At 70.9% G+C, this 23,234-nt stretch carries 15 protein-coding genes; 10 read left to right on the top strand and 5 right to left on the bottom strand.

Annotated elements, in window-relative coordinates; all coding sequences use genetic code 11:
• The 9 genes from OZ403_RS34230 (at window position 1) to OZ403_RS34190 (ending at window position 11,878) form a co-directional block, all read left to right on the top strand.
• Window positions 1-999 (top strand): AAA family ATPase, encoded by a 999-nt coding sequence (locus OZ403_RS34230; RefSeq protein ID WP_174260607.1) that lies wholly within the window; start codon window positions 1-3, stop codon window positions 997-999.
• Window positions 992-2,746 (top strand): hypothetical protein, encoded by a 1,755-nt coding sequence (locus OZ403_RS34225; protein ID WP_268782730.1) that lies wholly within the window; start codon window positions 992-994, stop codon window positions 2,744-2,746. Before OZ403_RS34230 ends, OZ403_RS34225 begins: the two co-directional genes overlap by 8 nt.
• Window positions 2,743-3,729 (top strand): ABC transporter ATP-binding protein, encoded by a 987-nt coding sequence (locus OZ403_RS34220; RefSeq protein WP_140877434.1) that lies wholly within the window; start codon window positions 2,743-2,745, stop codon window positions 3,727-3,729. The genes OZ403_RS34225 and OZ403_RS34220 overlap by 4 nt, the downstream gene beginning before the upstream one ends.
• On the top strand, window positions 3,726-5,255 hold the full coding sequence (locus OZ403_RS34215) for an ABC transporter permease (protein WP_268782729.1): 1,530 nt from the start codon (window positions 3,726-3,728) through the stop codon (window positions 5,253-5,255). Before OZ403_RS34220 ends, OZ403_RS34215 begins: the two co-directional genes overlap by 4 nt.
• Window positions 5,256-5,263: 8 nt before the next feature.
• Complete coding sequence (locus OZ403_RS34210; RefSeq protein ID WP_268782728.1) at window positions 5,264-6,112, top strand: DUF58 domain-containing protein; 849 nt, start codon at window positions 5,264-5,266, stop codon at window positions 6,110-6,112.
• Between the two features lie 58 nt (window positions 6,113-6,170).
• A complete protein-coding gene (locus OZ403_RS34205) occupies window positions 6,171-7,955 on the top strand; it encodes a BatA domain-containing protein (RefSeq protein WP_268782727.1) in 1,785 nt (594 codons plus the stop codon).
• Window positions 7,956-8,008: 53 nt separating this feature from the next.
• Complete coding sequence (locus OZ403_RS34200; protein ID WP_268782726.1) at window positions 8,009-8,689, top strand: hypothetical protein; 681 nt, start codon at window positions 8,009-8,011, stop codon at window positions 8,687-8,689.
• A gap of 131 nt (window positions 8,690-8,820) precedes the next feature.
• Window positions 8,821-9,126 (top strand): hypothetical protein, encoded by a 306-nt coding sequence (locus OZ403_RS34195; protein ID WP_225909555.1) that lies wholly within the window; start codon window positions 8,821-8,823, stop codon window positions 9,124-9,126.
• Between the two features lie 7 nt (window positions 9,127-9,133).
• Window positions 9,134-11,878, top strand: a complete 2,745-nt coding sequence (locus OZ403_RS34190; protein ID WP_268782725.1) for a VWA domain-containing protein — start codon at window positions 9,134-9,136, stop codon at window positions 11,876-11,878.
• Between the two features lie 315 nt (window positions 11,879-12,193).
• Here OZ403_RS34190 and trxA read toward each other — a convergent pair whose 3' ends face one another.
• The 3 genes from trxA to OZ403_RS34175 all read right to left on the bottom strand — a co-directional run bounded on the left by trxA (window position 12,194) and on the right by OZ403_RS34175 (window position 14,940).
• Window positions 12,194-12,523: a thioredoxin gene (gene trxA / locus OZ403_RS34185; RefSeq protein ID WP_268782724.1), complete on the bottom strand. Its 330-nt coding sequence runs from the start codon at window positions 12,521-12,523 to the stop codon at window positions 12,194-12,196.
• Window positions 12,524-12,642: 119 nt separating this feature from the next.
• Window positions 12,643-13,551, bottom strand: coding sequence for a LysR family transcriptional regulator (locus OZ403_RS34180; RefSeq protein WP_268782723.1), 909 nt, complete (start codon window positions 13,549-13,551; stop codon window positions 12,643-12,645).
• A gap of 60 nt (window positions 13,552-13,611) precedes the next feature.
• Window positions 13,612-14,940 (bottom strand): hypothetical protein, encoded by a 1,329-nt coding sequence (locus tag OZ403_RS34175; RefSeq protein ID WP_237079978.1) that lies wholly within the window; start codon window positions 14,938-14,940, stop codon window positions 13,612-13,614.
• Between the two features lie 207 nt (window positions 14,941-15,147).
• Here OZ403_RS34175 and OZ403_RS34170 point away from each other — a divergent pair, with 207 nt between their 5' ends.
• A complete protein-coding gene (locus tag OZ403_RS34170; protein WP_140795407.1) occupies window positions 15,148-16,194 on the top strand; it encodes a hypothetical protein in 1,047 nt (348 codons plus the stop codon).
• Between the two features lie 58 nt (window positions 16,195-16,252).
• On the opposite strand, the gene OZ403_RS34165 is transcribed toward OZ403_RS34170, so the two are convergent.
• Both OZ403_RS34165 and OZ403_RS34160 read right to left on the bottom strand, forming a co-directional pair.
• Window positions 16,253-20,989, bottom strand: a complete 4,737-nt coding sequence (locus tag OZ403_RS34165) for a translocation/assembly module TamB domain-containing protein (protein ID WP_268782722.1) — start codon at window positions 20,987-20,989, stop codon at window positions 16,253-16,255.
• Complete coding sequence (locus OZ403_RS34160; protein WP_140795405.1) at window positions 20,986-23,133, bottom strand: BamA/TamA family outer membrane protein; 2,148 nt, start codon at window positions 23,131-23,133, stop codon at window positions 20,986-20,988. The genes OZ403_RS34165 and OZ403_RS34160 overlap by 4 nt, the downstream gene beginning before the upstream one ends.
• Window positions 23,134-23,234: the final 101 nt, after the last annotated feature.

Raw genomic sequence — 23,234 nt, 5'->3', positions numbered from 1 at the left:
GTGGCAGCGGAGCTTCTCAGTCCCGCCGAGGCACAGGGAGCGGCGGAGGTGGCGGCCCGGCTCAAGGACGGGCTGAACACCGTCATGCTGGACCAGGAATCCGTCGTCGAGCAGGTGGTGGTGGCGGTGCTCGCGCGCGGGCACGTCCTGCTGGAGGGCCTGCCTGGCTTGGGCAAGACGGAGCTGTGCAAGGCGCTGGCGCGGCTGCTGTCGCTGCCCTTCCGCCGCATCCAGTTCACTCCCGACCTGCTGCCCGGCGACATCACCGGCACCTACGTGCTGGAAGGTGACGGCCGCCGCGACTTCGTCTTCCGCGAAGGCCCGCTCTTCGCCAGCCTGGTGCTGGCGGACGAAATCAACCGCTCCAGCCCGAAGACGCAGTCCGCGCTGCTGGAGGCCATGCAGGAGCGCAGCGTCACCGTGCTGGGGCAGACGCGTCCGTTGCCGGACCCCTTCTTCGTGCTCGCCACGCAGAACCCCATCGAGCTGGAGGGCACCTATCCGTTGCCCGAGGCGCAGCTCGACCGGTTCCTCTTCCGCATCCAGGTGCCCCCCGTGGGCGCGAAGACGCTGCGCGCGCTGCTCACCACGCGCGTGCGTGGCGCGCCGCCGGAGCTGTCGCCGGTGCTGGACGCGGAGGGCCTGGGCCGCCTCTTCGCCGCCGCGGACCGCGTGCACCTGCCGGGCCCCGTGGCGGACTTCATCGGCCGGTTGGTGGAGGCCTCAGACCCACGCCAACCGTCGGCGCCCGACGCCGTGCGCCGCTTCGTCCGTTATGGCGCCAGTCCTCGCGCGGCGCTCGCGCTCGCTGCCGCCGGGCGCGCGCTGGCGCTGCTGCGAGGCAGGCCCAACGTGGGCTTCGATGACGTGGTGGCCGCCGCGCCTTCCGCCCTCAATCACCGGTTGGTGCTCGCCTACGAGGCCTCGCTGGAGAAGGTCAGCGCGGCGGACGTGGTGCGCGCGCTGCTCCAGGCCATCCCCGAGGTGCCGCGTGCGTAGCGCGGTACTGACCGCGAGTGTCCTGCTCTGCGTCCTGGGAGGCTCACGGGCCTTCGCCACATCGTTCGTGGGAGAGGCTGCGCCCACGGGCTACGGGTATCGCGATGCTTCCGGAACCATTGATACGCGGAACCACGGCCCCCTGAGCGTCTCCATCCGGACCAGCGCGCTGAAGCCGGAGCGCGGCTACACCCCGATCGATGTCGTGCTCCACAACACGGGGCTCGTGCCCCTCCAGGTCCGTCTGACCTTCCAGGGACATTCGAACTCGGGGCCGCGAACCTCCGAGCGCACCGTGGAGGTGCCGCCGCAGCGGCGGCTCGTCACCTGGCTGCCGGTGCCAGCGCCAGCTCAGGCGGGGAGCATCCTGGTGGAGTCGCCCGGCCTGTCTCCGCTGACACTCCCCGCCCACACCCCCATCTATGTGGAGCGTTCCACGGGAGGGACGGTGTTGGTGCTGGGGACGCTCAAGGCCTTCGACGACACGTCGGGGGTGCCTCGGGTGGAGGCGACCGGCAGCCCGCTGTTCTCCGTTCGCACCGTTGACCCGCGCGATGCGCCCAGGGAGCTGTCCTCCTACGTGGGCTACTCCGTGGTGATGGTGCCGGGAGACCTGGCTTCCGTGCCCGCGGATGTCTGGGCCGTGCTGGAGTCCTACGTCCTCTCGGGCGGACGGCTCGTCCTGCCGCAGGTGTCGAGCAGCCTGACGGAGCATCTGCCGCTGTTCACCGCGGAAGGCTCCAGGGATGCCGTGCCGTATGGCTTTGGGCGGGTGCGGCTGTGTGGCGCCGCGCTCGAATGCGGACAGGTCTTGAACGCGATGCTGGGGGAGGTCATCCCAGGGGCCGTGAATCCCGCGGGGGCCGCGCCTCGGTGGGAGCGAAGCAACCTGCTCGCCGGGGGCATCACGCCGCTGCTGGACCATGCCAACACGCCCGTGGGGCGGTTCCTGCTGCTCATCTTCGCCTTCGTGCTGGCGGTGGGGCCGGGCGGGCTGATGCTGGCGCGGCGCCGAGGGCCGGTGGCGGTGCTCGTGGCGGTGCCCCTGGTGTCGGTCCTCACCTGTGTGGCGCTCGTGACCTGGTCGGTGCTCGTGGATGGTTTCGCCGTGCACTCCGCGCGCTACAGCCTCACGTGGCTGGACGCGGAGCGCTCGCGCGTGGTGACGCTCGGCGTCTCCGCCTGGTACGCCAACGTGTCTTCGGGGCCGGTGCGCTTCCCGGCGACGAGCGCGCTGCTGGCACCGGACAACACCGACGAGATGCTGGCGGACCTGGACTGGACGAATGGCCTGACGGTGACGCATGGCTTCCTGCCGCCACGGACCTACCGTGAGTGGGGCGAGGTGGCCGTGCTGCCTTCTCGCGCGCGGCTCGTCGTCCGGCGGGAGGGCGGCACCGTCCGCGTCCAGAACGCGCTGGGGGCGCGGCTGGAGCAGGGCTACGTCCGGGTGGGGAACCAAAGCTACGCGTTGCCCGCGCTGGAGGATGGCGCGGAAGGGACGCTGGGCGAGCCGCTGCCCGCCAGCGCGACGCCGGTGAGCCAGTTGGTGTCCGGCGTGGGCGGGCAGTCGTTCGCCGAGGGACGTCTGTCAGGGGGCGAGGAGAACTTCCGCGCTCCGCTTCCGGAGGGTGGCTTCATCGCGCGCCTGGGAGGCTTGGGGCCGGCGCCCTCGTCCGCCGTTGACGTGCAGTTGGAGGCCGGCATCCACCTGGTGCGAGGCCAGTCGGAAGGGGGGCGGCCATGAGCCTGCTGGAGGTGAAGGGACTGCGGCGCGACTACGGGCCGCTGCGCGCGGTGGATGACGTGTCGTTCTCCCTGGAGGCCGGCAGTATCCTGGGCTTCATCGGGCCCAACGGCGCGGGCAAGAGCACCACGCTGCGCATCCTGGCCACGCTGGATGTGCCCACGTCGGGCGAGGTGCTGCTGGACGGACACTCGCTGGTGGATGCGCCGGACCGGGCGCGTCCGCTCATCGGCTACATGCCGGACCGGTACGGCACCTATGACGACGTCACCGTCTTCGAGTTCCTGGACTTCTTCGCGCGCGCCTATGGACTGAAGGGCGCGGCGCGCCGGCAGCGGGTGGAGTCGGTGATGGGGTTCACCGGACTCACGCCCCTGGCGGACCGGCTCACCACCGCGTTGTCCAAGGGCATGCGGCAGCGCGTGGCGCTGGGGCGCACGCTGCTGCACGACCCGTCGCTGCTGCTGCTGGACGAGCCCGCGGACGGGTTGGACCCGCGCGCCCGCATCGAGCTGCGCGAGCTGTTGCGCGCCCTGGCGGACCAGGGCAAGGCGGTCATCATCTCCAGTCACATCCTCACGGAGTTGGCGGAGATCTGCGACACCTGCGCCATCATCGAGCAGGGGCGTCTACTGGCCACCGGGAAGGTGGCGGACCTGCTTCAGCAGCAGGAGGTGGGCGCGGCGGTGATGCCCGAGCTGACGGTGCGATTGGCCGTGGGCGACGCGGGCAACGCCGTCTGGGAGCGCGCGGAGCGGTTGCTCCTGGAGCAGCCGCGCGTGAAGCGCGTGGCGCGGGAGGGCGAGGCGCTGCGCGTGCGCCTGGAGCTGGATGCGGGCGCGGGTCCCGCGCAGGTGGACGCTGCTGCGGCGGTACTGCTGGCGGCGCTGGTGGCCGCGGGGCTTCCCGTGTGCGCCTTCAGCGCGCGGGAGCGGAACCTCGAGGATGCCTTCATGACGGTGACGAAGGGGAGGGTGGCGTGAGCGCGCCCGTGGATACGGCGATGAGCCCTCCGGCCCCGGAGCCGATGGCTTCGGGTGGTGGCCAGGTCGCGGGCGCGGAGCCCTGGTCGCAGCGGTGGGGGGACCGGCTCAACCCGCTGGTGGTGAAGGAACTCCGCCAGGGACTGCGCACGCGCGTCTTCTGGGTGTGCTTCGGGTTGATGCTGCTGGCGTGCCTGGCGGTGGCGCTGGTGGCCTATGTGGACACGCGCGAGGGCGCCTACTCGCGGCGTGGCCAAGGCTACTTCTTCGCCTTCTTCGTCTGCCTGAGCGTCGCGCACTTCTTCGTCATCCCGTACAGCGCCTACCGCTCGTTGGCGCGTGAGCGCGAGGACGAGACGTGGGTGCTGCTGGTGCTCACCGGTCTGGGGCCGCGCCGCATCCTCCGGGGCAAGGTGGCGTCGTTCCTGGTGCAGGCGGCCCTGTATGCCTCCGCGGCGGGGCCCTTCCTCCTCTTCAGCTACTTCCTCAATGGCATCGCGCTGCCCACGATTCTGGTGGTGTTGGCGCTGGGCGGCGCGTGGCTCGTATTCCTCACGGTGGCCAGCGTGTGCGCGGCGACGCTGGCCGACGGCCGCATGGGGCGTGCCTTCGTCCACTTCGGCCTGCTGGGCGCACTGGGCCTGGCGCTGGTGCAGGGCCTGGGCGCTGCCTTCGCGATATCGGAGATGGGGGACCGGTTCCTGAATGATGTGGACCTCCTCTATCTGGTGGGCATCACGCTGATGCTGATGCTCATGGACGGCTGGCTGCTCTTCGAGGCCGCCGCATCCCGGCTGTCCCTGCCCACGGAGGACTACACGCGGGGGCCGCGTCGCGCGGTGGGGGTGCAGGTGCTGGTGGGCATGCTCGTCGGCTGTGCCATCTGGTGGCTGACGGGGCGCAAGCACAGTGTGCCGGAGATGTTCGCGCTCCTGGGCGGCGTCCACCTGATGGGCGTGGGCATGTTCGTGGTCGCGGACGTGGATGGCCAGGCGCGCCCGCTGCGCGCGACCACCCGGCCCTGGTCCGTGCTGCGGCCCGGCGCGCTGCGGGGCTTCCGCTGGATGGTGTTTCTGCTGGGTGCCTGGGGCGCGCTGTTCTGGGGCTTGCAGGTGGGGTCCTCGGACCTGCCGCTGAAGGGCCTCTCCCTGCGGATGGCCACCCTGGCGTTGCCGGCGTACGGCGTGCTCTTCCTGTCGCTGGCGGTGTGGCTGGGGCGGAAGGTGCGCCCGGACCGGCTGGCCACACCCGTGGCGGTGCGGTTGATGTTCGTGGCTTCCGTGGCGCTGGCCTCGGCGCTGCCTCCGTTGGTGGCGGTGTTGATGGGATTCGATGGGGATGACCCCGTCCTCAACCTCCTCAACCCCGTGGTGGGCATCGCGAACTTCGCCACGTACGACTACGGGGCGTCCGGGCCGAAGATGTCCTGGGACTTGCTGGGCGCGGTCGTGGGCCTGGCGCTGGTGGCGGCCTTCGGGACGGACCGGATGCTCGTGGAGCGTGAGCGGCGGGCCCACAGGTCGTGAGTGAGCGGATGGACGCATCCGCTGTCGCGCGGCTGGTTCCGGGGTTGGCCCTGGCGCTGCCCAGGGGGCCCCACCGGGGGCTCGTGGGGGAGGTCCGTGCCACGTCCGCGGGCAGCGCGCTGGAGCTGCATGACTTCCGTGCGTACCAGCCCGGAGATGACCTGCGGCAGGTGGACTGGAACGCGGTGGCGCGCACGGGAGAACTCGTGCTGCGCATCCGCCAGGACGAGGTGTCGCCGCGCGTGGAGGTGGTACTGGATGGTTCGCGCTCCATGGCGCTGTCCCCGCGCAAGGCCGCGTGCGCGCGGGAGGTGGCGCTGCTGACGGTGGAGGTGGCGGCGCGGCAGGGACTGACGCCCACGTTGCTGGTGGCAGGTTCCCGGCCGGAGCGTGCTCAGGGACAGGCGTGCCGGGCGGCTTTGGAAGTGGCGGACTTCGACGCGCGGGACGGACTGCCGGAGTCGCTGGGGCGCCTTCCGCCGCTGCGGCCGTGTGGGCTGCGCGTGGTGGTGAGTGATTTCCTCTTCGAGGCGGGCCTGCCGGCGCTCTGTGCGCGGCTGGCCCGGGGCGCGTCCGGTCTCTTCCTGGCGCAGGTGCTGGATGCCGAGGACCTGGACCCCGCGGGTGGAGATGGAGCCCGGCTGGTGGATTCGGAGAGCGGCGCGGCGCTGGAGGAGTTGCTGACGGACGAGGTGCTGGCCGCATACACGCGCCGCTTCGCGGAGCACCAGCGCGGCTTGAGGGGCGCGGCCTTGCGTGCTCGTGGAGCGCTGCTCACCGCACGGGCTCAGGATGGGCTGGGTGCATTGGTCGCGGGACCGCTGCGGCCCTTGTTCCTCGCGGCGGGTGCGTCGTGAGGGGGCGCCGGGTGGACGACGTTGCCTCGTGCATGGAGCGCGCAGTGGGAGGTGACGCGTGAGCTTCGGCTTCCCGTGGGGGTTGTTGGCCCTGGGCGCGCTCGCCCCGCTGGTGGCGGCGTACTTCCTGCGGCGCCGGCAGAAGCCGGTGGTGGTGAGCGCGCTCTTCCTTTGGCGCAGGCCCAGTCCCCGTGCCGAGGCGGGGCCTCGCTGGGAGCGCTTCACGCGGGAGGCCTCACTGCTGCTGGAGGTGCTGGCGGTGGTGGCGGCCGCGCTCTTCCTGGCGGACGTTCGGTGGGGGGATGCGGCGCGGGTCCGGCACCTGGTGTTGGTGGTGGATGGGAGCCTGTCCATGTCAGCTCGTGGGCCGGACGGCGTGACGGTGCTGGAGCAGGTGCGGCGCGAGGCGGCGGCGCGTGTGGAGTCGGAGGAGGCCACGCAGGTGACGCTGCTGGCCAGTGGCGTCACGCCGCGCATGCTCGCGGGCCCGGAGGCGGAGTCTTCTCGGGCGTTGGCCGCGCTGGAGTCCTTCCAGGCGCAGGGCGCGGACCATGACCCGCTGCCCACGCTCATCTGGGCGCAGGAGCTGGCGGGGGCGGGACGGCGCGTGGCCTTCTTCACGGACGTTCCTCCGGTGAACGCTGCCCTGGTGCCCGAGTCCGTGCGGTGGACGGCGCTGGGGACCGCGCGAGGCAACGTGGCGCTGGTCTCCGCGCAGCGGCGCGATGACGGGCCCACGGCCACGGTGACGCTGAGGGTGGCGCGTTTCGGGGAGGCGCCGGAGGAGGTGGACGTTCGGGTCCGCGCGTTGCCAGGGGCCGGTGCGAAGGCCGGCACGGAGCGGTTGGAACGCGTGCAGCTTCCGGAGGAGGGCACCGCGACGGTCCGGCTGACGTTCCAGGAAGCGGGCGATGTGGAGGTATCGCTTCCGGACGACGCGTTGCCCGAGGACGGCCAGGTGCGGCTGCCGCCCGCGCCCACGCGGCCCATCGCGGTGGCGTTGGCGCAGGGACTGGGGGCTCCCGAGCAGACCGCACTGGAGCGGTTCCTCGCGGTATCGCCGGAGGTGGCGCGCGGAGCGGAGGGCTCGGCGACGGACGTGGTGTTGGTGCTGGGGCCGCCGGGGACGGATGCACGGGTGACGGTGGGGGCGGGCGGCGCGCCGCGCACGTTCGTGGGGCCGTTCTTCTCCGAGAAGGGGCACCCGCTGCTGGATGACGTGCAGCTTTCGGGCGTGCGGTGGACGGCGGGGGACAATCCGCCTGGAAAGCCGCTGGTGAGCGCCGGGGACGCGGTGCTGGTGTCCGAGGAGGTGGACGGCCGGGTTCACGTCAACGTGGACCTGTCGCGTTCGAACGTGCAGCGTGTGTCCGCGTGGCCGGTGTTGCTGAGCAACCTGGTGCGCGAGGCCCGCCGCACGCGGGAGGGTTTTCCTCGGCGGCAGCTGATGCTGGGCGAGCCGCTGCCGGTGGTGACGCTCGCAGGGGCGCGTTACTCGCTCGTGGGGCCGGGGGGCCGCCGGCCGGTGTTTGGCGCGGGCGAGGTGACGCTGTCGCCTCCCACCGGGCCTGGGACCTATTCACTGGAGCGTGACGGCGACGTGGTGGACACGGCGCAGGTGTTGGCGCTGGACGCCCGGGAGTCGGACCTGCGTGAGCGCGGACGCGCGGAGGTGCCGGCACGTGAGGCAGGGGAAGACGACGCGGGAGGCAGCGCGCCGGGCCGGGCCCGATGGCCCCTGGTTCTTCTGCTCGCCGCGCTGGTGGCGGATTTCTACCTCACGCGGCGAGAGACGCCGGGCGCTTCCGGAGCGAGTGCACCAAGGACCGGGGGCGCTTCATGAGCGCGTCGGAATCGCAAGGCACGGGCCGTTGTGCCAACAGGACGGCAGGTGCCGTGAATATCCGGGCGTTCAGTCGCTCCCACTTCAATGCATCATGGCTGCTCATCGGTGGTGCCTGGGTTGCCGCATGCTCCAGTCCAAACCCGAACGTGAGGGCCCGTCGGTTGCCCTCTGGCGGCATCGCGGTGAAGGGCCCCCTGGCAGGGCCTTTCGAGACCGAGCAGGAGCTTGCGCAGAACGCATGTTCCATCATGACCCGTCAGCCCGGCGCATCCGCGGGGATGTACGGTACGGAGTACTGCGCTCTCGGGTACTACTCAGGCGAGGGAAAGGGATACTTCCTGAGCTACTTGTCCGAGTTGAGGTCACGCTTGGACAGTGGAAGGAAGAGCTGCCTGATTCCGTCGGCGCTCGACGATGAGGCGCATGGTGATGCGGTGGTCTTCTGGGCGCCGCACACGCATCCGCACAATCGCGAGTTCTCGCGAGTCGACCTCAAAACGCATCTGCGCTGGCTGCCGACGCGCGTGGCGGAGAAAGGCACGGGTAGGGCCTTTCCCAAGTCCATCCTGCTCCTCTACCGGGAGAAGACAGGCGAGTGCCGGGTGTATCGGTATGAGCTTCCGTCAAAAGGTGTCTTCGCGCTCCGCGACGGAGCGTGGGTACCGATTGGCCGAGTCTACGATGACGAAGGAAACGTCGAGATGCTCGACGGGATGGGGTGGCTGCCATGAGGTGCTGTCACGATGGGGGAGCCTCCCTGCGACGGGCGTTGGCCTGGGGCCCACTCCTGGGCCTCTGCGGATGTTCCGCGCTGGGCATCTATCGATTCGACAAGCCGGAGAGAGCTCCTGCGAATGAGTCGGTGACGATTCCGAGCCAGATTGAGGGTGGCGTGGCGCTGACCGGTCCCATGATGGCGGCCCTCAAGGTCGCCATGGATGATTTTCGTCCACCCTGGGTTACGGCGGAGAAGCAGGAGCACCTGGAGGAGAAGTGCCTCGCGGATTGGCGATACATCGACGCTCGTGTGGTTCAGGCGAATGACGACCTGTTCTATGTGACGTTCTCTCCCAACCTGAGTGCGTGCGGCCCAGGTCTTGTTCTTCTCGACGGTGGCGTCGTCTACGCTATCGATGGGAAGGGCCGCATCCTCGCGGAAGGAGAGTGACGGGCGCATGACCTTCTCCCTCCCGCAGGCGTGGGTGCTGCTGCTGCCGCTGGGGCTCTTCCTCTGGAAGTACGGCCGCCGGCCGGGCCCGCCCATGTGGCTGCGCGCCGCGCTGCTGGTGCTCGTCGTCGGCGCGCTCTCAGGCCCCGAACTGCGGCTGGCCGACGCGGGCAGTGACGTCGTCGTGGTGGTGGACCGCTCCGCGTCCATGCCTCGCGACATGGACCGCACGGCCCAGGAGCTCATCACCCTGCTGGAATCGCAGCGCCGTCCCGGGGACCGCGTGGGCGTCATCACCTTCGGCCGGGACGCGCGCGTCGAGCAACCCCTCTCCACCCTCGGAGGCTTTGGCGGCTTCACGCGCCCCGTGGACGTGGAGGCTTCCGACCTGTCCGCCGCGTTGGATGCCGCGAGCGCCCTCATCCCCGACGAGCGCACCGGGCGCGTGCTGGTGCTGTCCGATGGCCGCGCCACGGGCGTGGATGCACGCGGCGCCGCGCGACGACTGGCGGCCCGGGGCCTCGCCGTGGACTGGCGCCACATCGCCCGCCCCGAACCGCCGCTCGATGTGGCCGTCGTCTCCGTGGACGTCCCCGCCGCCGTCTCCGAGCGCGAGCCCTTCCAGTTCTCCGCCGTGGTGCATGCCTCCGCCGCCGTCACCGGCACCGTCCGGCTGGAGCGCAATGGCCGCGTGCTCCTCCAGGGGCCCTTCGACTTCCAGCCTGGCCCCAACGTGCTGCCGCTGCGCGACCTGGTCGAGGAACCCGGTCTGGTCCGCTACCAGCTCTCCGTGGCTGCTCCCGGCGACGGCGTCGTGGAGAACGACCGGGGCGTCGCCGTGCTCCGCGTGGAGGGCCCGCCCCGGGTGTTGCTGCTCACGAATCAGTCCCGGGGCACGCTCGCGCAGTCGCTCGCCGCTTCGGGGTTGCAGCTCGATGTGCGCACGCCGTTCCGCCTCACGCTGGATGACCTGGATGGCGTGGGCACCGTGGTGCTGGAGAACGTGGACGCGAATGCGCTCGGCGAGCCGGGGCTCAACGCGCTGGCGGCCTACGTCGAGCAGGCCGGAGGCGGGCTGGTGATGACCGGCGGACGCAACAGCTTCGGCGAGGGTGGGTTCCGGCGCTCGCCCGTGGAGCCGCTGCTCCCGGTGTCCCTGGAGATGCGCGAGGAGCAGCGCCGCGCGTCCCTGGCGCTCAGCGTGTTGATGGATGCCTCCTGCTCCATGGGGATGACCGTCCCGGATGGGCGGACGAAGATGGAGCTGGCCGCCGAGGGCGTCGTGGCCGCCCTGACGCTGCTCAACCCCAAGGACGAGGTCTCCGTGCACATGGTGGACACGGCGGCCCATGAAATCTTCCCGCTCAGCCCGGTAGAGGCGGGGTTGCCCCTGGATGCCGTCGCGCGCGGCTTCAGTGGTGGTGGCGGCATCTACGTGGGCGAGGCGCTCCGCACCGGCCGCACGGAAATCCTCCGCAGCGAGAAGCCCACGCGCCACATCCTCCTGTTCTCCGACGCCGCGGACTCCGAGGAGCCCGATGACTACCAACGCACGCTGGCTCACTTGCGCGAGCAGGACGTGACGGTGTCCGTCATCGGGCTGGGCGTGCCCTCGGACCCGGACGCGGACCTGCTCCGGGAAGTGGCCCACCGGGGCGGTGGACGCGTCTACTTCGCCGAGGATGCGATGAGCCTGCCGCGCATCTTCAGCCAGGAGACGCTCACGGTGGCGCGTGCCACCTTCGTGGATGAGCCCGCGTCGCTGGAAGGCGCGCCGGACCTACCGCTGCTCGGTCGGCTGTCCGCGGAAGGGCTGCCCCAGGTGGGCGGCTACAACCTCACCTACCTCAAGCCCCGCGCCAACGTGGCGCTGCGCACCCTGGACACGAATGGCGCGCCCATCCTGGCGATGTGGCCGCGAGGCGCGGGACGCACGGTGGCCTTCACCGCGGAGGTGGATGGGCGGTACACCGGCGAGCTGCGAACGTGGTCCTCCCTGCGCGCGGCCCTGGAGGGGATGGTGCGCTGGACGCTGGCGGGCGCGGCGCCCGTCGGGGACGCGGTGGTGCGCACCGAGCGGAGGGGGCACCTGCTGCGCGTGACGCTGGACCTGCCCCCGGGCGAGGCGCTGCCCGGCGCGGCACCGACGATGGTGCTCCTGCCCGGCGACGGACGCGCCGCGCCAGTGGAGCGTCCGATGCGGTGGGAGGATGAAGACCGGCTCGTCGCCGAGTACCCGCTGGAGGGCAGTGGAACGTGGCACCCGGTGGTCCGGCTGGGCGCGAAGGTGCTCCGCGCGCCGCCCGTCACGCTGCCCTACGCGCCGGAGTTCGAGCCCGGCTCCGCGAAGGCGGGACTGGAGTTGCTGCGCGCCATCGCGGCCGTGGGAGGCGGCGTGGAGCGCTTGTCCATGACGGGCCTCTTCATGGAGGCCCCGGAGTCGCTGGGGCGCGTGGCGCTGGCGCCGTGGCTGGTGGCCCTGGCGCTGGCCCTGCTGCTGGCGGAGGTGGCCGTGCGCCGCTTCCTCTCCGCGCCGCGGCTGCGTGCGCCGCGGACCCGCGAGCGCTCTGTGTCCGTCCCCGCGACACCCGCGGCGCCGTCGTCCACTCCGGCAACACGGACAACCCCGACGTCAGCTCCGCCCACCCATCAGGGCGACGCGGCTCCGGCGCCTGCGAAGCCGGCCGAGGGCAGCGTGGACTCCGCGCTGGACGCCGCGCGAGCCCGGGCCCGCCGGCGGCTGGACCGTTGAGACGAAAGCGTTGGTAGAGGAGCGGGCCGCCCCGGACTGGAAGGGGCTGGCACGGGTGAGGGCGACTGTCCGCGGTGGGTACGAGTCGCCCCGAACGAGAAGGGGGGATCGGAGATGTGGGGCGACCCGCGCCCTGCGAGACTCACAGGGCGAGTGAGTGGATACACGAGTAGTGTATGATTTGCAACATTGGTCTAAAATTATCTGCGGGTGGAATGTGGTGCGGTTGCGCACGCCCTGGCTGGCCCGGGGTGTTGGGCACAGGCAGGGCGAGCAACAACGCCGAATACGGCCTGAAGGAAGAGGGGCGCCGCGTCACCCGAGGTGGGTGCGCAACTCCTGCTCCAGCTTGGCGCGGGGCTGGGCGCCCAGCAGTTGCCGCACCACCTTGCCCTCCTTGAAGAGCAGCAGCGCCGGGACGGAGCGGACGCCATAGCGCATCGCAGACTCCGGATTGTCGTCCACGTCCAGGCTGGTCACCTTCAGCCGGCCCCGGAAGTCGGCGGCAATCGCGTCGAGCACGGGGGCGAGCGCACGGCACGGCGGGCACCAGGTAGCGGTGAAGTCCACCAGCACGGGCTCGGGCGACTCCAGCACCTCCCGTTGAAAGTGCGCGTCGTCCAGCGGGATGACGTTCGTCGTCATTGTGTGTCCTCCTCGTTCGGCCGGGCGCGTGGGCCCTGCCTGGGTGTGGACACAGGTGTAGTGGCCTCAACGGGAACGGACGAGCGCCCGCGAGGGAACGCTGTGTTGCGCGACGTCCCCTACCGGCTTCGGGAGGACGCGGGCTCGGTGGCGTCGTCCCAGGGGAGCGCGGCGCCGCGTTCATTCAATAGCGCCAGGAAGGCGCGCACCTTGGGCGGGAGCTGCCGCTTGCTGGGATAGACGGCGAAGACAGGGATGCCCGGCGGCGTTTCGGTTTCCAGCACCGGAACGAGCAGCCCGCCGCGCACGTCCTCGGCGACGAGCGAGGCGGGCAGCCGCACCACGCCCAGGCCCGCGCGCGCGGCCGCCTGCCCCGCGCGCACGCTGGGCACGCGCAGCCGCCCCGTCACCGGTAGGCTCTTCGCGCCCCGGCCCTCGCCGAAGAACCAGACCTCGTCGGTGCCGGGAGCGGCGAGCACGACGCAGGCATGGCCTTGCAGCTCCGCCGAGGTCCGGGGGGCCCCTTGCCTCGCGAGATAGGCGGGGCTGGCGTAGTAGCCGGTGCGAAGACGCCCGAGCCTGCGGGCCACCATGGCGGAGTCCGCGAGTGGGCCGGTCCGCAGCGCCAGGTCATACTCCTCGGAGATGAGGTCCACGTGCGCTTCGGCGAGCGAGACTTCCACGCGGAGCAGGGGATTGCGCAACAGCAGCTCGGCGATGAGCGGTGTCAGCAGCTCGCCCAGCAGTGAGAGCGTGGCGATGCGCAAGGTGCCCTGCGGCGTGACACGCGACTCGCCGAGCGCGCGGTTCACCTCGCGAGCCTCCGCCACCAGCCGCGCGGAGTGGGCGTGGTAGTCGCGGCCCACCTCCGTGAGCCGGAGCCCCCGCGTGTTGCGCTCGATGAGCCGGACGCCGAGCCGCTCCTCCAACGCCGCGAGGCGGCGGCTCACCGTGGACTTGCGCAGCCCCAGCCGCTCCGCGGCGGCGGTGATGCCACCGGTCGCCACCACCTCGGTGAAGAGGAGCATGTCATCCAGGAGGGGCGGGCTCGCGGGCACGCGGTCAGCCTACCAGGACGGGCAGGGCGCTCAGGGCGCCAGGGTGGGGATGCATGGGGCCTGTCCACCCGACTGCGCGTAGGCCCGCACCCGGCTGACGAGGTGGCCGTTGTCCGTCTCCGGCGTCGTCTGCCGCCCTTCGCCTGCGCCGAACGAGAAGCCCACCGAGTGCGCCGCGGCCACTTCATTCGCGTGGGTGAAGAAGTAGTCCACGCGGTTGTCTCGCCAGCGCGTGTTCGTGTCGGGCAGGTTCATGTGGCCCACGGGCAGCTGCCACCACAGGTTCGGTGTGTTCATCCGTTCGGAGATTGCCTTCGCCCAGGCGAAGGCCTGGTGGAAGTTCGGCCGGGTGGCGTTGGTGGCGTCCCACCACGCGTCCTCGCCCTGTGACTGGTAGAAGCCCGCGTCGCGGTCGGAGGCCTCCACCACGACGAAGTCCGTTTCGCTCCCGCCCACCTGCAGGAGGAAGTCGGCCACCTTGTGCGCCTCGCCGGCCACGTCGAAGGACGCGTTGGTGTTCAGGTACACGTCCATCCGCGTCGCCCAGGGGCTGGCGTGCAGGCCCACCTTCGCGTTGGGCGCGTACTTGCGAGCCATGGCAATCATGCAGCGCCCCAGGCCCGCGGCGTTGTTCTCCATCGCCGAGCAGTCCGTGGCGTTGGCGCTGGCCACCTGTGCGGGGACGCGGCGTGCGTCGCCGTGGAAGAACTGCACGTAGCCCCACAGGTCCGGCTCGATGTGGAGGAGCGCCTGCGCGTCGCCCACCTGCTGCACCACGAAGCGCCAGTCCGCCAGATAGCGCCGCATGAAGGACAGATTGTTGAGCGCGCCCAACTGCTGTTCGCCCTCGCCCAATCCGCTGCCCAGCAACTGCTGGTAGTAGGTGATGAGTGGAAGCTGCCCGCGCGCCCGGGCACGGGACACGAAGCCCCGCACGTAATCGCCGGGCGGCCGTGACACGTCCTGCCAGCAGCCCCACCACGCACAGCCGCCGCCCTGGCACGACGTGCCCGAAGTGCTGCACCCGGACGTGCAGGACGTGCAGGCGGTGGGCGAGTCGAACAGCCCACCGGCGATGTAGAGATAGTGGATGTCGAAAGGCGCGCTGGCCGCGGTGCCGTCCGCCATCTGCGCGCCCACGAGCAGCCGGTTCTTCCCCAGCGACGACAAGAAGGTCTCATTGAGGCAGCCGGAAGGCTCCAGGCCGCCGCCGTCCGGTGCACCCGTGCCCGCGTCTCCACCCGAGGGCCCGGGCCCGGGACTGTCACCGTCCGAACTGGAACAGCCCGCTACCAGCAGCAGTCCCATCGTCAGGGAGAGAAGTCGCCTCGGCCTCGGTGGAGCGTGGAAGTGGCTCATGGCGGGTACGCTACTCCCGGCGCCTGCGCTCTGGCTGTGTGGCCTGGGTGACGGATTCAACAGGACACCAATAATCCGTCAGGCATTAAAGATAAGAAATTCTTGAATAATGTTTCACGCGGCTGGAGCCTCGGACTCCCCCTGGCCGTGTCCGGTGGACGGTGAGCACCGCTCTCCGGGTTCGCGGCCCATCCCCCCGAGGACGCGATGAAGACGCGATTGTGGTTGCTCCTGGTGCCCGCGTTGGTGGCGGCCGGCTGTGGTCCCATCGACGCGGCAGATGAGCCCGTCATCGATGAGCTGACCGGCCAGGTGCTGCTGGAGGCCACCACGAAGTACGACATGCACCGGCTGCTGGAGGACACCGACATCACCGGTGGCCAGTGGATTACCACCGCGCAGGTGCAGGCCTTCCTCCAGCAGAACAACTCGTTCCTGGCGAACTACCGGGACCCGGCCTTCAGCAACAAGACGGCCGCCGCGCTCATCGTCGAGCGCTCCAAGGCCTTTGGCATCAGCCCGCTGTACATGCTGGCCCGCATCCAGGTGGAGTCCAGCCTCGTCCAGAGCGGCAACTCCAACAACCTGGCCAAGGCCACCGGCTGTGGCTGTCCGGACACCAGCGGCTGTGACGCGCAATACGTGGGCTTCGGCAAGCAGATTGACTGCTCCGCCAAGAAGCTGCGCGGTTACCTGACGGACCTGGACGCGGGCCGTGCCACCATCTCCGGCTGGCGCGTGGGCGTGACGAAGTCCACGTCGGACCCGTGCTCGGTGCGTCCCGTCAACAAGGCGACGGCGGCGCTCTACACGTACACGCCCTGGGTGGGCGCGTATGCCCTCCAGTGCGGCCGCACCAACGTGGGCGGCTCGTCGCTGGTGTCCGTCGTCTACCACCGCTACGAGTCGGCCTATGCGTGGGGCTCCGCCTCCGGCTGCTACTCCGAGACGGCCGACGCCACCGTGCCGGAGCTCGGCTGTGTGCAGAGCTCGTCGGACGCCATGTGGCGGCAGTGCCAGTCGGGCGCCTTCACCGCGGGCAGCACCACCAAGCCCACGAACTGCACCGCGTCCTACGGCTGGTGCTCCTCCGCCACGCTGGGCCGCTCCGTGCCGGCGCGCACCTGCGTGCAGTCCACGGGAGACCAGCAGTGGCACCAGTGCGGCGCCAACAGCGCGTGGTTGAGCGCGCCGAGCGCGCCCATTTCCGGCGCGGGCCCCGCGGGCTCGTGCTTCGCGATGTACGGCCTCTAGTCGTCGAAGCGGCGGCTCCCGCCCGGAAGGACAGGAGCCCGCCGTGTCCCAGTGAGCCTCAGTACTGGTTGGTCCAGATGAGGTCCAACCCGCCCGAGCGCGCGTCGCCGTACTGGCCTTCCAGGCTCCAGCGCGTGCCCAACTGGTACTCGAAGCGCACCGCGTTGGCGTTCTCTCCCTGCTGGAGGTTGGCGCCCACGCGGCCGGTGTAGCCGACGTAGATTTTGTCCGTCACGTAGGTGCCGACTTCCAGCTTGGTGCCCGCGATGCCGGAGGCCCCCGCCTCGATGGAGACCACGTCCAGGGGCAGCTTCGCGGCCAGGGCCTTGCGGGCCTCGTTGGCCACCAGCGAGCCCACCACGGACGCGGCCTGCGCGCTGGCGTTCATGGAGGCACCGGAGCTGCGCTCCAGCGTGCGCCGGCCCGTCGCCAGCAGCGTGTAGATTTCCGACTCCGGCAGCGGCGGGTCACTGGTGGGCTTGAGCGTGATTTCCCGCCCCTGTCCCCGGATGGTGACGAACACGGTGACCTTGGCGCTGTCGTTGCGGTGCTCGGCGGTGACGTTGATGTACGGCGCCATGGCCGGGCCGGTGAAGCGCACCTGGCTGTCGCGCTGGATGTCGAAGCGGCGGCCGAGCACGTCCACGCGTCCGCGCAGCACGCGCACTTCACCGAACAGGCGCGCCACGTCCGTGTATTCGACGCGAAAGTCATCCGACAGCCCCAGCTCCGCGTTGATGTCGGAGCCCTTCACCCAGAGGTTGCGGGGCGCATTCACATTCACCCAGAACACAATGGGTGGCGTCGCCGTTTCCTCCTCGTCTTCCACCGCCACGCCCTCCGCCGGGGCCGCGCCTTCCACGGGTGTCTCGTCGGGATTCGCCGGGGGCCGCGCCTGGGCCGCTTCCTTGCGCTTCTTGCGGTCCAGCGGCTCTCCGTTGCGTACCAGCACCACGTCACCGGGCCGCTCCAGCGCCTGTAGGTCCTTGCGCTTGGCTTCCGGCAGCTCGATGGTGGCCTCGGGGATGGTGACGTTGCGCAGGTTGACCAGTCGCCGGGACAGCGTGCCCTCCACCTTCGCGCGCAGGCTCACCAGCGCCATGAGCTGGTCGTCGACGATGATGGGGAAATTGCGCATCACCAGCGGCGGGTCGGACGTTCCGGGGCTGGACAGCTCGTACTCATTCCGGGCGTTGAGCACCGCGGTCAACGGCGAGTTGAGGTTGAGTGAGCCGTTGCCGGCCTTCGCCGACAGCGTCGTGACGGCGATGGATTCGCGGCTGGCCTTCAGGGCGAGCTGGATGTCGCGGTACTCGCCCAGGCCCATCAGCCCCAGCTTGCCGTCCTTCCACTCCAGGCTGCCGTTGATGCTGGGCGCGCCCAACGTGCCGGCGACGCTGGCGTCCGCCTGGAGCACGCCGCCGATGCTGCGCAGCATCTCCACCGTGCCGGACAGGAAGGCCGGGTTGAAGTTGCGCGCCTTGAGCGCGACCTCCACCGGCGCGTTGTCTGTCTGGAGTCCCCGGTTGAGCGCGGGCAGTGACACGTCCAGGCCCAGGCCTCCGTTCACCAGCATGGTGCCGCCGCCCGGCTCGGTGAGCAGCAGGTCGAAGCGGGAGCGGGTGTCCCTGTACGTGTAGTTCAGGCGCACCTGGCCCAGCCCCGTGTTGCCCACGCCCAGGTTCTGCACGCCGGCGGTGAGCTCCATCTGCGGCGTGTCGAGCGTGCCCCGCGCGCCCAGCTCCATGGCCAGCACGCCCTGGATGCCCTGGGGCCGGCCGCCCTGCGGTGGCGGCGCGCCCTCTGCCACGGGCGACGCCGGGGTGGCCAGGCCGGGAATCTCTTGCAGCGGCACCGGGCCCACGCGGCCGGTGATGTCGAAGGGGATGTAGCCGTAGACCTCGCGGTCCTGGAGCGCGCCCAGCGGGGCCGCCAGCGTGGCCGTCAGTTGCGCCAGCGGTCCGTCCTGGCGCAGTGCGTTCAGCGTGAGCTTCACGTCCTTGTCGCCGCCCACGACGCTGAGCTGCCCGTTCATGGGCGGCAGCCCGTTCATCGTCACCGCGTTGGCCTGCACGCGCAGCGTCGCCTGGGGCACCAGCACCGAGCCCTCGAAGTCCAGCTGCGCCGTCACCGTGCCGCCCGGCTGCTGCACGCCGCTCATGCCCTTGAGCAGGGTGAGGGGCAGCTGCGTCACGCGGGCCTCCACGCCCAGCGTCGTCGCGAAGAGCTCATCGGGCGTGGGCGGCTTCGCCATCAGCCCGCCCACCGTGAAGGGCGTCCGCAGGGCCACGTACGTCTGCGAGCCCAGGCCCTCCACGTCCAGGCGCGCATCCAGCGTCTGGTCCTCGCGGTCGGACGCGGCGCGCAACTGGAAGGCCAGCGGCACAGGCAGCGAGAAGCCCGGCGGCGGCGTCTGGTAGCGCACGTCCTGCCCGCGGAGGGTGAAGTCCAGCAGGGGCTCACGCGCGGGGCCTTCCACGGTCAGCGTGCCGGCCAGCCGGCCGCTGGCGCTCTCGGGCTGGCCCGCGAGCTTCATGGCGCCGGCGATGTCCAGGTCCTCCAGGTTCAGGCGCACGGACATCGCATCGCGCCGGCGCTTGAGCACGCCCTGCACCGGCACGTCGAACTCGGCGGCGAGCCGCGCCACGGGCAGGCTGGCCGCCAGCGTCCCGGTGGCGCGGTCCTTCACGTAGCGCGCCTTCAGCTCCGCCTGGAGCCCCTCGTAGCCTCGCGCGCTGCCGTCTTCCAGCTGAAGGTCGGTCTCCGCGTCGGGGCGCGCCATCGTCCCGCTGACGGCGGCGTGGCCTGTCAGCCTGCCGCCCAGGCCCAGCGACTCCGGGACGAAGGACCGGGGCAGCCGCGACAAATCGAACGCGCCCAGTTCCACGCGCGCGTTGACGCGCTGGCCGCGCATCGCGCCCTGTAGCGACAGCGTCTGCCCCTCCGACGCGAGCCGCAGCGCAGGCGCCACCTCGACGTTGCCTCCGCCGAAGCCCAGGTGCGTGGGCGCCTGGAGCGTCCAGGTGGCCTCCGGCCAGAACAGCGCCATCTGCCGGATGGCCAGCCCCTGGCGATTGTCGTCCACCTGGCCACTGAGCGTGAGCCCCAGCTCCGCGTCTCCCGCCACGCGCACGCTGGCCTCCAGCGCACGCTCCTGCGTGGCCAGCGTGACGGCGACGTCGCGCAAGTCCCGTCCGCCCGCCTTCAGCCGGGACACCACCAGCGTGGCGTTGGACGTGAGGGGGTGGCTGACGTCCGGCATCTCCAGCTTCAGGGACACGTCCTGCGCCGCCACGTCGCCGTACCGCAGCGCCGCGAAGCCACCGTCGACCTTCACGGCGGGCGTGCGCAGCGGGCCCTTCACGGAGAAGTCCAACGTGCCGTTGCCCGCCATGGGGGCCACCACGCCCGGCATCAGCTTGGACAGCATCTGTGACAGCAGGGCGAGGTTGCCGGCGGTGAGGCCACCTTCCAGGTGCACCGACTCCGCTGTGCCGTCTCCCTTGGCCTGCAGGGCCACGCCCGGCGCGAGCATCCGCAGCCGCATCAGCGAATACCGGCCCTCCTTCGCGCTGGCCTCCAACTCCACCGGCCCCAGCGGCTGGCCCAGGTATTCGGACGGGGACACGGTGAGCTTCACCTCGCCTTCCATCGACTCCAGGCTCGTGCCTCCGCCCTTCGCGTCCAGGTCCGCGGCGATACGCGTCTTGGGGCCCTGCGCCATCAGCTCCGACAGGTCCACGTCGCGCGCCTTCACGGACAGGCCGTCGGTGCGCATCCGCTCCAAATCCATGCCGCCCTTCACGGACAGGGAGGCGCTGGCGGCCTTCGCGGTGACGTCCACCCGCGCCGCGTCGCCGTCCAGTCCGGCGGAGCCCTCCGCGGACACCGGCACCCGCAACGGCCAGGTGGGCACGAAGGCCCGCAGCAGGTCGGGCGGCGCGGACAGGCGCCGCAGCTCCAGTCCTGCCTGGAGTTGGCCCTCCGGCACGCCCGGCGGCGTCTCTGGAGGGAGCTTCGCGCGGCCGCTGGCGTCCAGCACCAGCCCCGCGGCCTCCAGGTCGACATCGCCTTCGAAGGCGCCCTCTTCGCCGCGGGCCTTCAGCGCCAGCCGCACGGGCCCGGGCACGGGACGGGCGAGGCTCGCGGTGGCCTCCAGGTTCGCGCCCACGCCTTGCGTCGCGGCGGCGTAGCGGGCCGAGCCCCGGGCGTCCAGGTCCTCCAGCCGCACCTGCCGCTCACCACCTTCGGGCAGCGCCTGGCGGAAGTCGACGTAGCCGTCCTCGAGCACGAGCTCGCGCAAGTCCAGCACCAGCGAGCCGCGGCCCGTGGAGGGCTCCTCGGGGCTGGGCGTGCGGGGCTCCAGCGCGCGCGACAGGTTCAGCCCGCGCTCGTCCTGGGTCAGATACAGGCGCGGACGCTCGATGCGCGCGGAGGGGAGGTTCACGTGCTGGCGCACCAGCCCCGCCAGCCGCGCGCGCACGTCCACCCGGGCGATTTCCGCCACCAGCTCGCCTTCGGGGTCATACAGCTTCACGTCCTCGAGGATGACGCCGCCCAGGGACAGGTCCAGGCGCCCCAGCTCCAGCCGGCCGGAGAGCTGCTCATGGGCCAGCGCGAGTCCCTTCTGGACGAGCCAGGCCTCTCCGCGCGACGTCGTGGCGAAGACGAGCACGCCCGCGACGACGAGCACGATGAGGCCCACGAGGCCCAGCAGACCCCACAGCACGCGGCGGCCCCAGCGCGCGGGCCGGCGGGGTGGGGGAGGCGCGGCGCTCGGGGGGGATTGCGTCAAAACGCCTCTCCAATCGACAGGTGCAGCGCGCACAGCCCGTCCGGAGCGCCCGCGAACGCGCCGCTGGGCGTCGTCGGGCCCGTGGGTCTCCACCGGCTTCCGATGCCGAAGCAGCCTCCGGCTTCGGGATAGATGTATCCCGGGGTGGAAACGGGCAATCCCCCGCCAATGTTCAACCGCCGGGCGATGTCCAGCCGGATGGGCCCGACGACCGTCAGATACCGCAGGCCCATGCCCACGGCGTGGTAGTGCTGGGGGCCGAAGAGCTTGGGCCGGTTCGCGTGGGAGAAGTCCTCGATGCCCACCAGGCCCGTGTCATAGAAGGCCGCCACCATCAGGCTCTCCGTGAACTGGTAGCGCATCTCCACCGAGGTCTCGAAGAGGCTGTTGCCACCCACGGGCACGGTGTCCCATTCCTCGTCCTGGACGACATCCGGGTTGCCGTCGCCGTCCACGTCCGCCGTGCGCTGCAGGGCGGCCAGGGGAGACAGGCGCTGGCCGTTGAAGCCGCGCATGAACGTGCCACCGCCCGAGAAGAAGCGGGTGACGATGGAGCTCTGGCCGCCGCCCGCGGGGTTCAGCGTGCCCGCGCGCACCTTCGCCGCCAGGATGAACCGCTTGTCCTCGCCGAACGAACGGTAGACGCGCAGGTCGGGCAGCAGGCGGACGTAGTTGAAGTCTCCCATGAGGGGCGTGCCTCCGCCCTTCTGGACGGAGAGGGAGATGTAGTAGCCGTCGCGCGGCTCGATGACGTCATCGCGTCGGTCCCAGGTGAAGGCCAGCTCCAGGAAGCTGAGCGCCACGTTGCACTGCGCCTGGCCCTCGCCGCAGCCCAGGACGATGGGCGGCACGCGGGAGTCGGCGCTGACGCGGCCGCTGAGCCGGTACACCTGGAGGTTGTACGACGGGAAGATGGAGAAGTCGGGGTGCGGCTGCCAGATGACACCCGTCTGGAGCCTGCCGCCCCAGAAGTCATAGGCCTGCTCCAGGCCCTTCTCCACGCTGAGCGAGTTCTGCGCCCGCAAGTCCCGGAAGAGGAAGCGGGGCTGCTCGTATTCGGCGGTGACGTCGAAGACAGGACCGTCCTTGTTGAAGCTGAGGACGTTGGGGATGAAGGCGTAGCCCAGCCGGCCTCGGACGGTGAAGCGGCGCAGGCCGCCGCCGAAGTTCCGGTGGGTCCACTCGCCCACCGCGCGGACCTCCTGCCGGGCCGCGTCCACGCCCAGGCCGCCGCCCAGCCGCACGGAGCGGAAGGGCGCCTCCCGCACGTCCACCACCACCGGCACCGTGCCGGACTCGCGGTCCGGCGCGCCACGGTTCACCTTCACCGCGCCGAACACGCCCATGCGGAACACGCGCGCCTGCGCGTTGGCCAGCGCCGTCTCGCTGTACCAGTCCCCCTTCTTCAGCGCGCCCGTCACCTGTTCGATGATGCGGCGCGGAGGCACCTGGGGATTGGCGTCGGTGGCGACGAAGGTGTTGCCGAAGCGGTAGCGGATGCCGGGCCGGGTGCGCAATTCCACCACCGCCTGCCTTGTGTCCACGTCCACCCGGACCTCGCCGTCGACTTCGGCCTCGGCGTAGGCCAGCTCGCGCAGCCGCTCCTGGACGCGGACCTTCGCTTCCTCCCAGGACTCTTCCTTGAAGACGTCGCCTTCGTGCAGGGGCAGTCCGTCCAGCACATACTTGCGGTGCTCCTCGCGCACGTCCTCCGGCAGGGTGTCCAGGCCCGTCACCTGGATTTCGCTGATGCGGGTGGGTTCGCCCTCCTGCACGCTGATGTCGATGGCGACCTTGTCGTCACCGTCCGGCTTCACCTCGGCGTTGGTGACCTTCGCCTGGTAGTAGCCCTGGGCCTGGTAGTACCGCTCGATGCGGCGCAGGTCCGCCTGCCACGCGTTGGCGTCGAAGTAGCTGGGGCCGCCGAAGGGCCAGAAGCCCCAGAAGGGCGTGGCGGTGGTGAGGATGTGGTCCTTGATGGCGCCCTCGCTCACCTGGTCCGTTCCCTGGATTTCCAGGTCGGTGACCTTGGGTCCGGAGGGGGGCGGCGCATTCGTGGTGGCGCAGGCCGCGGTGAGCAGCAGCGCGAGCGGAGTGGCAAGGCGGAGGTATCTGAGCAGGTCGGCGGCCACGGGATGTTTCATAGCCGGAAGGCTCGCGGCCCCAACACTTCTTCCGTCCAGGATGACAGTGCTTTGTCGCATACCGGGACGTCGGGTCAAACCCCAGTGTCCGGTGTCGCGGA

Origin of the sequence: Myxococcus sp. NMCA1, from assembly GCF_026810205.1 — a bacterium.
Classification (GTDB): domain Bacteria; phylum Myxococcota; class Myxococcia; order Myxococcales; family Myxococcaceae; genus Myxococcus; species Myxococcus xanthus_A.
Note: the sequence above shows the minus strand (reverse complement) of the source record. Positions and strands in the feature narration are given on the sequence as shown.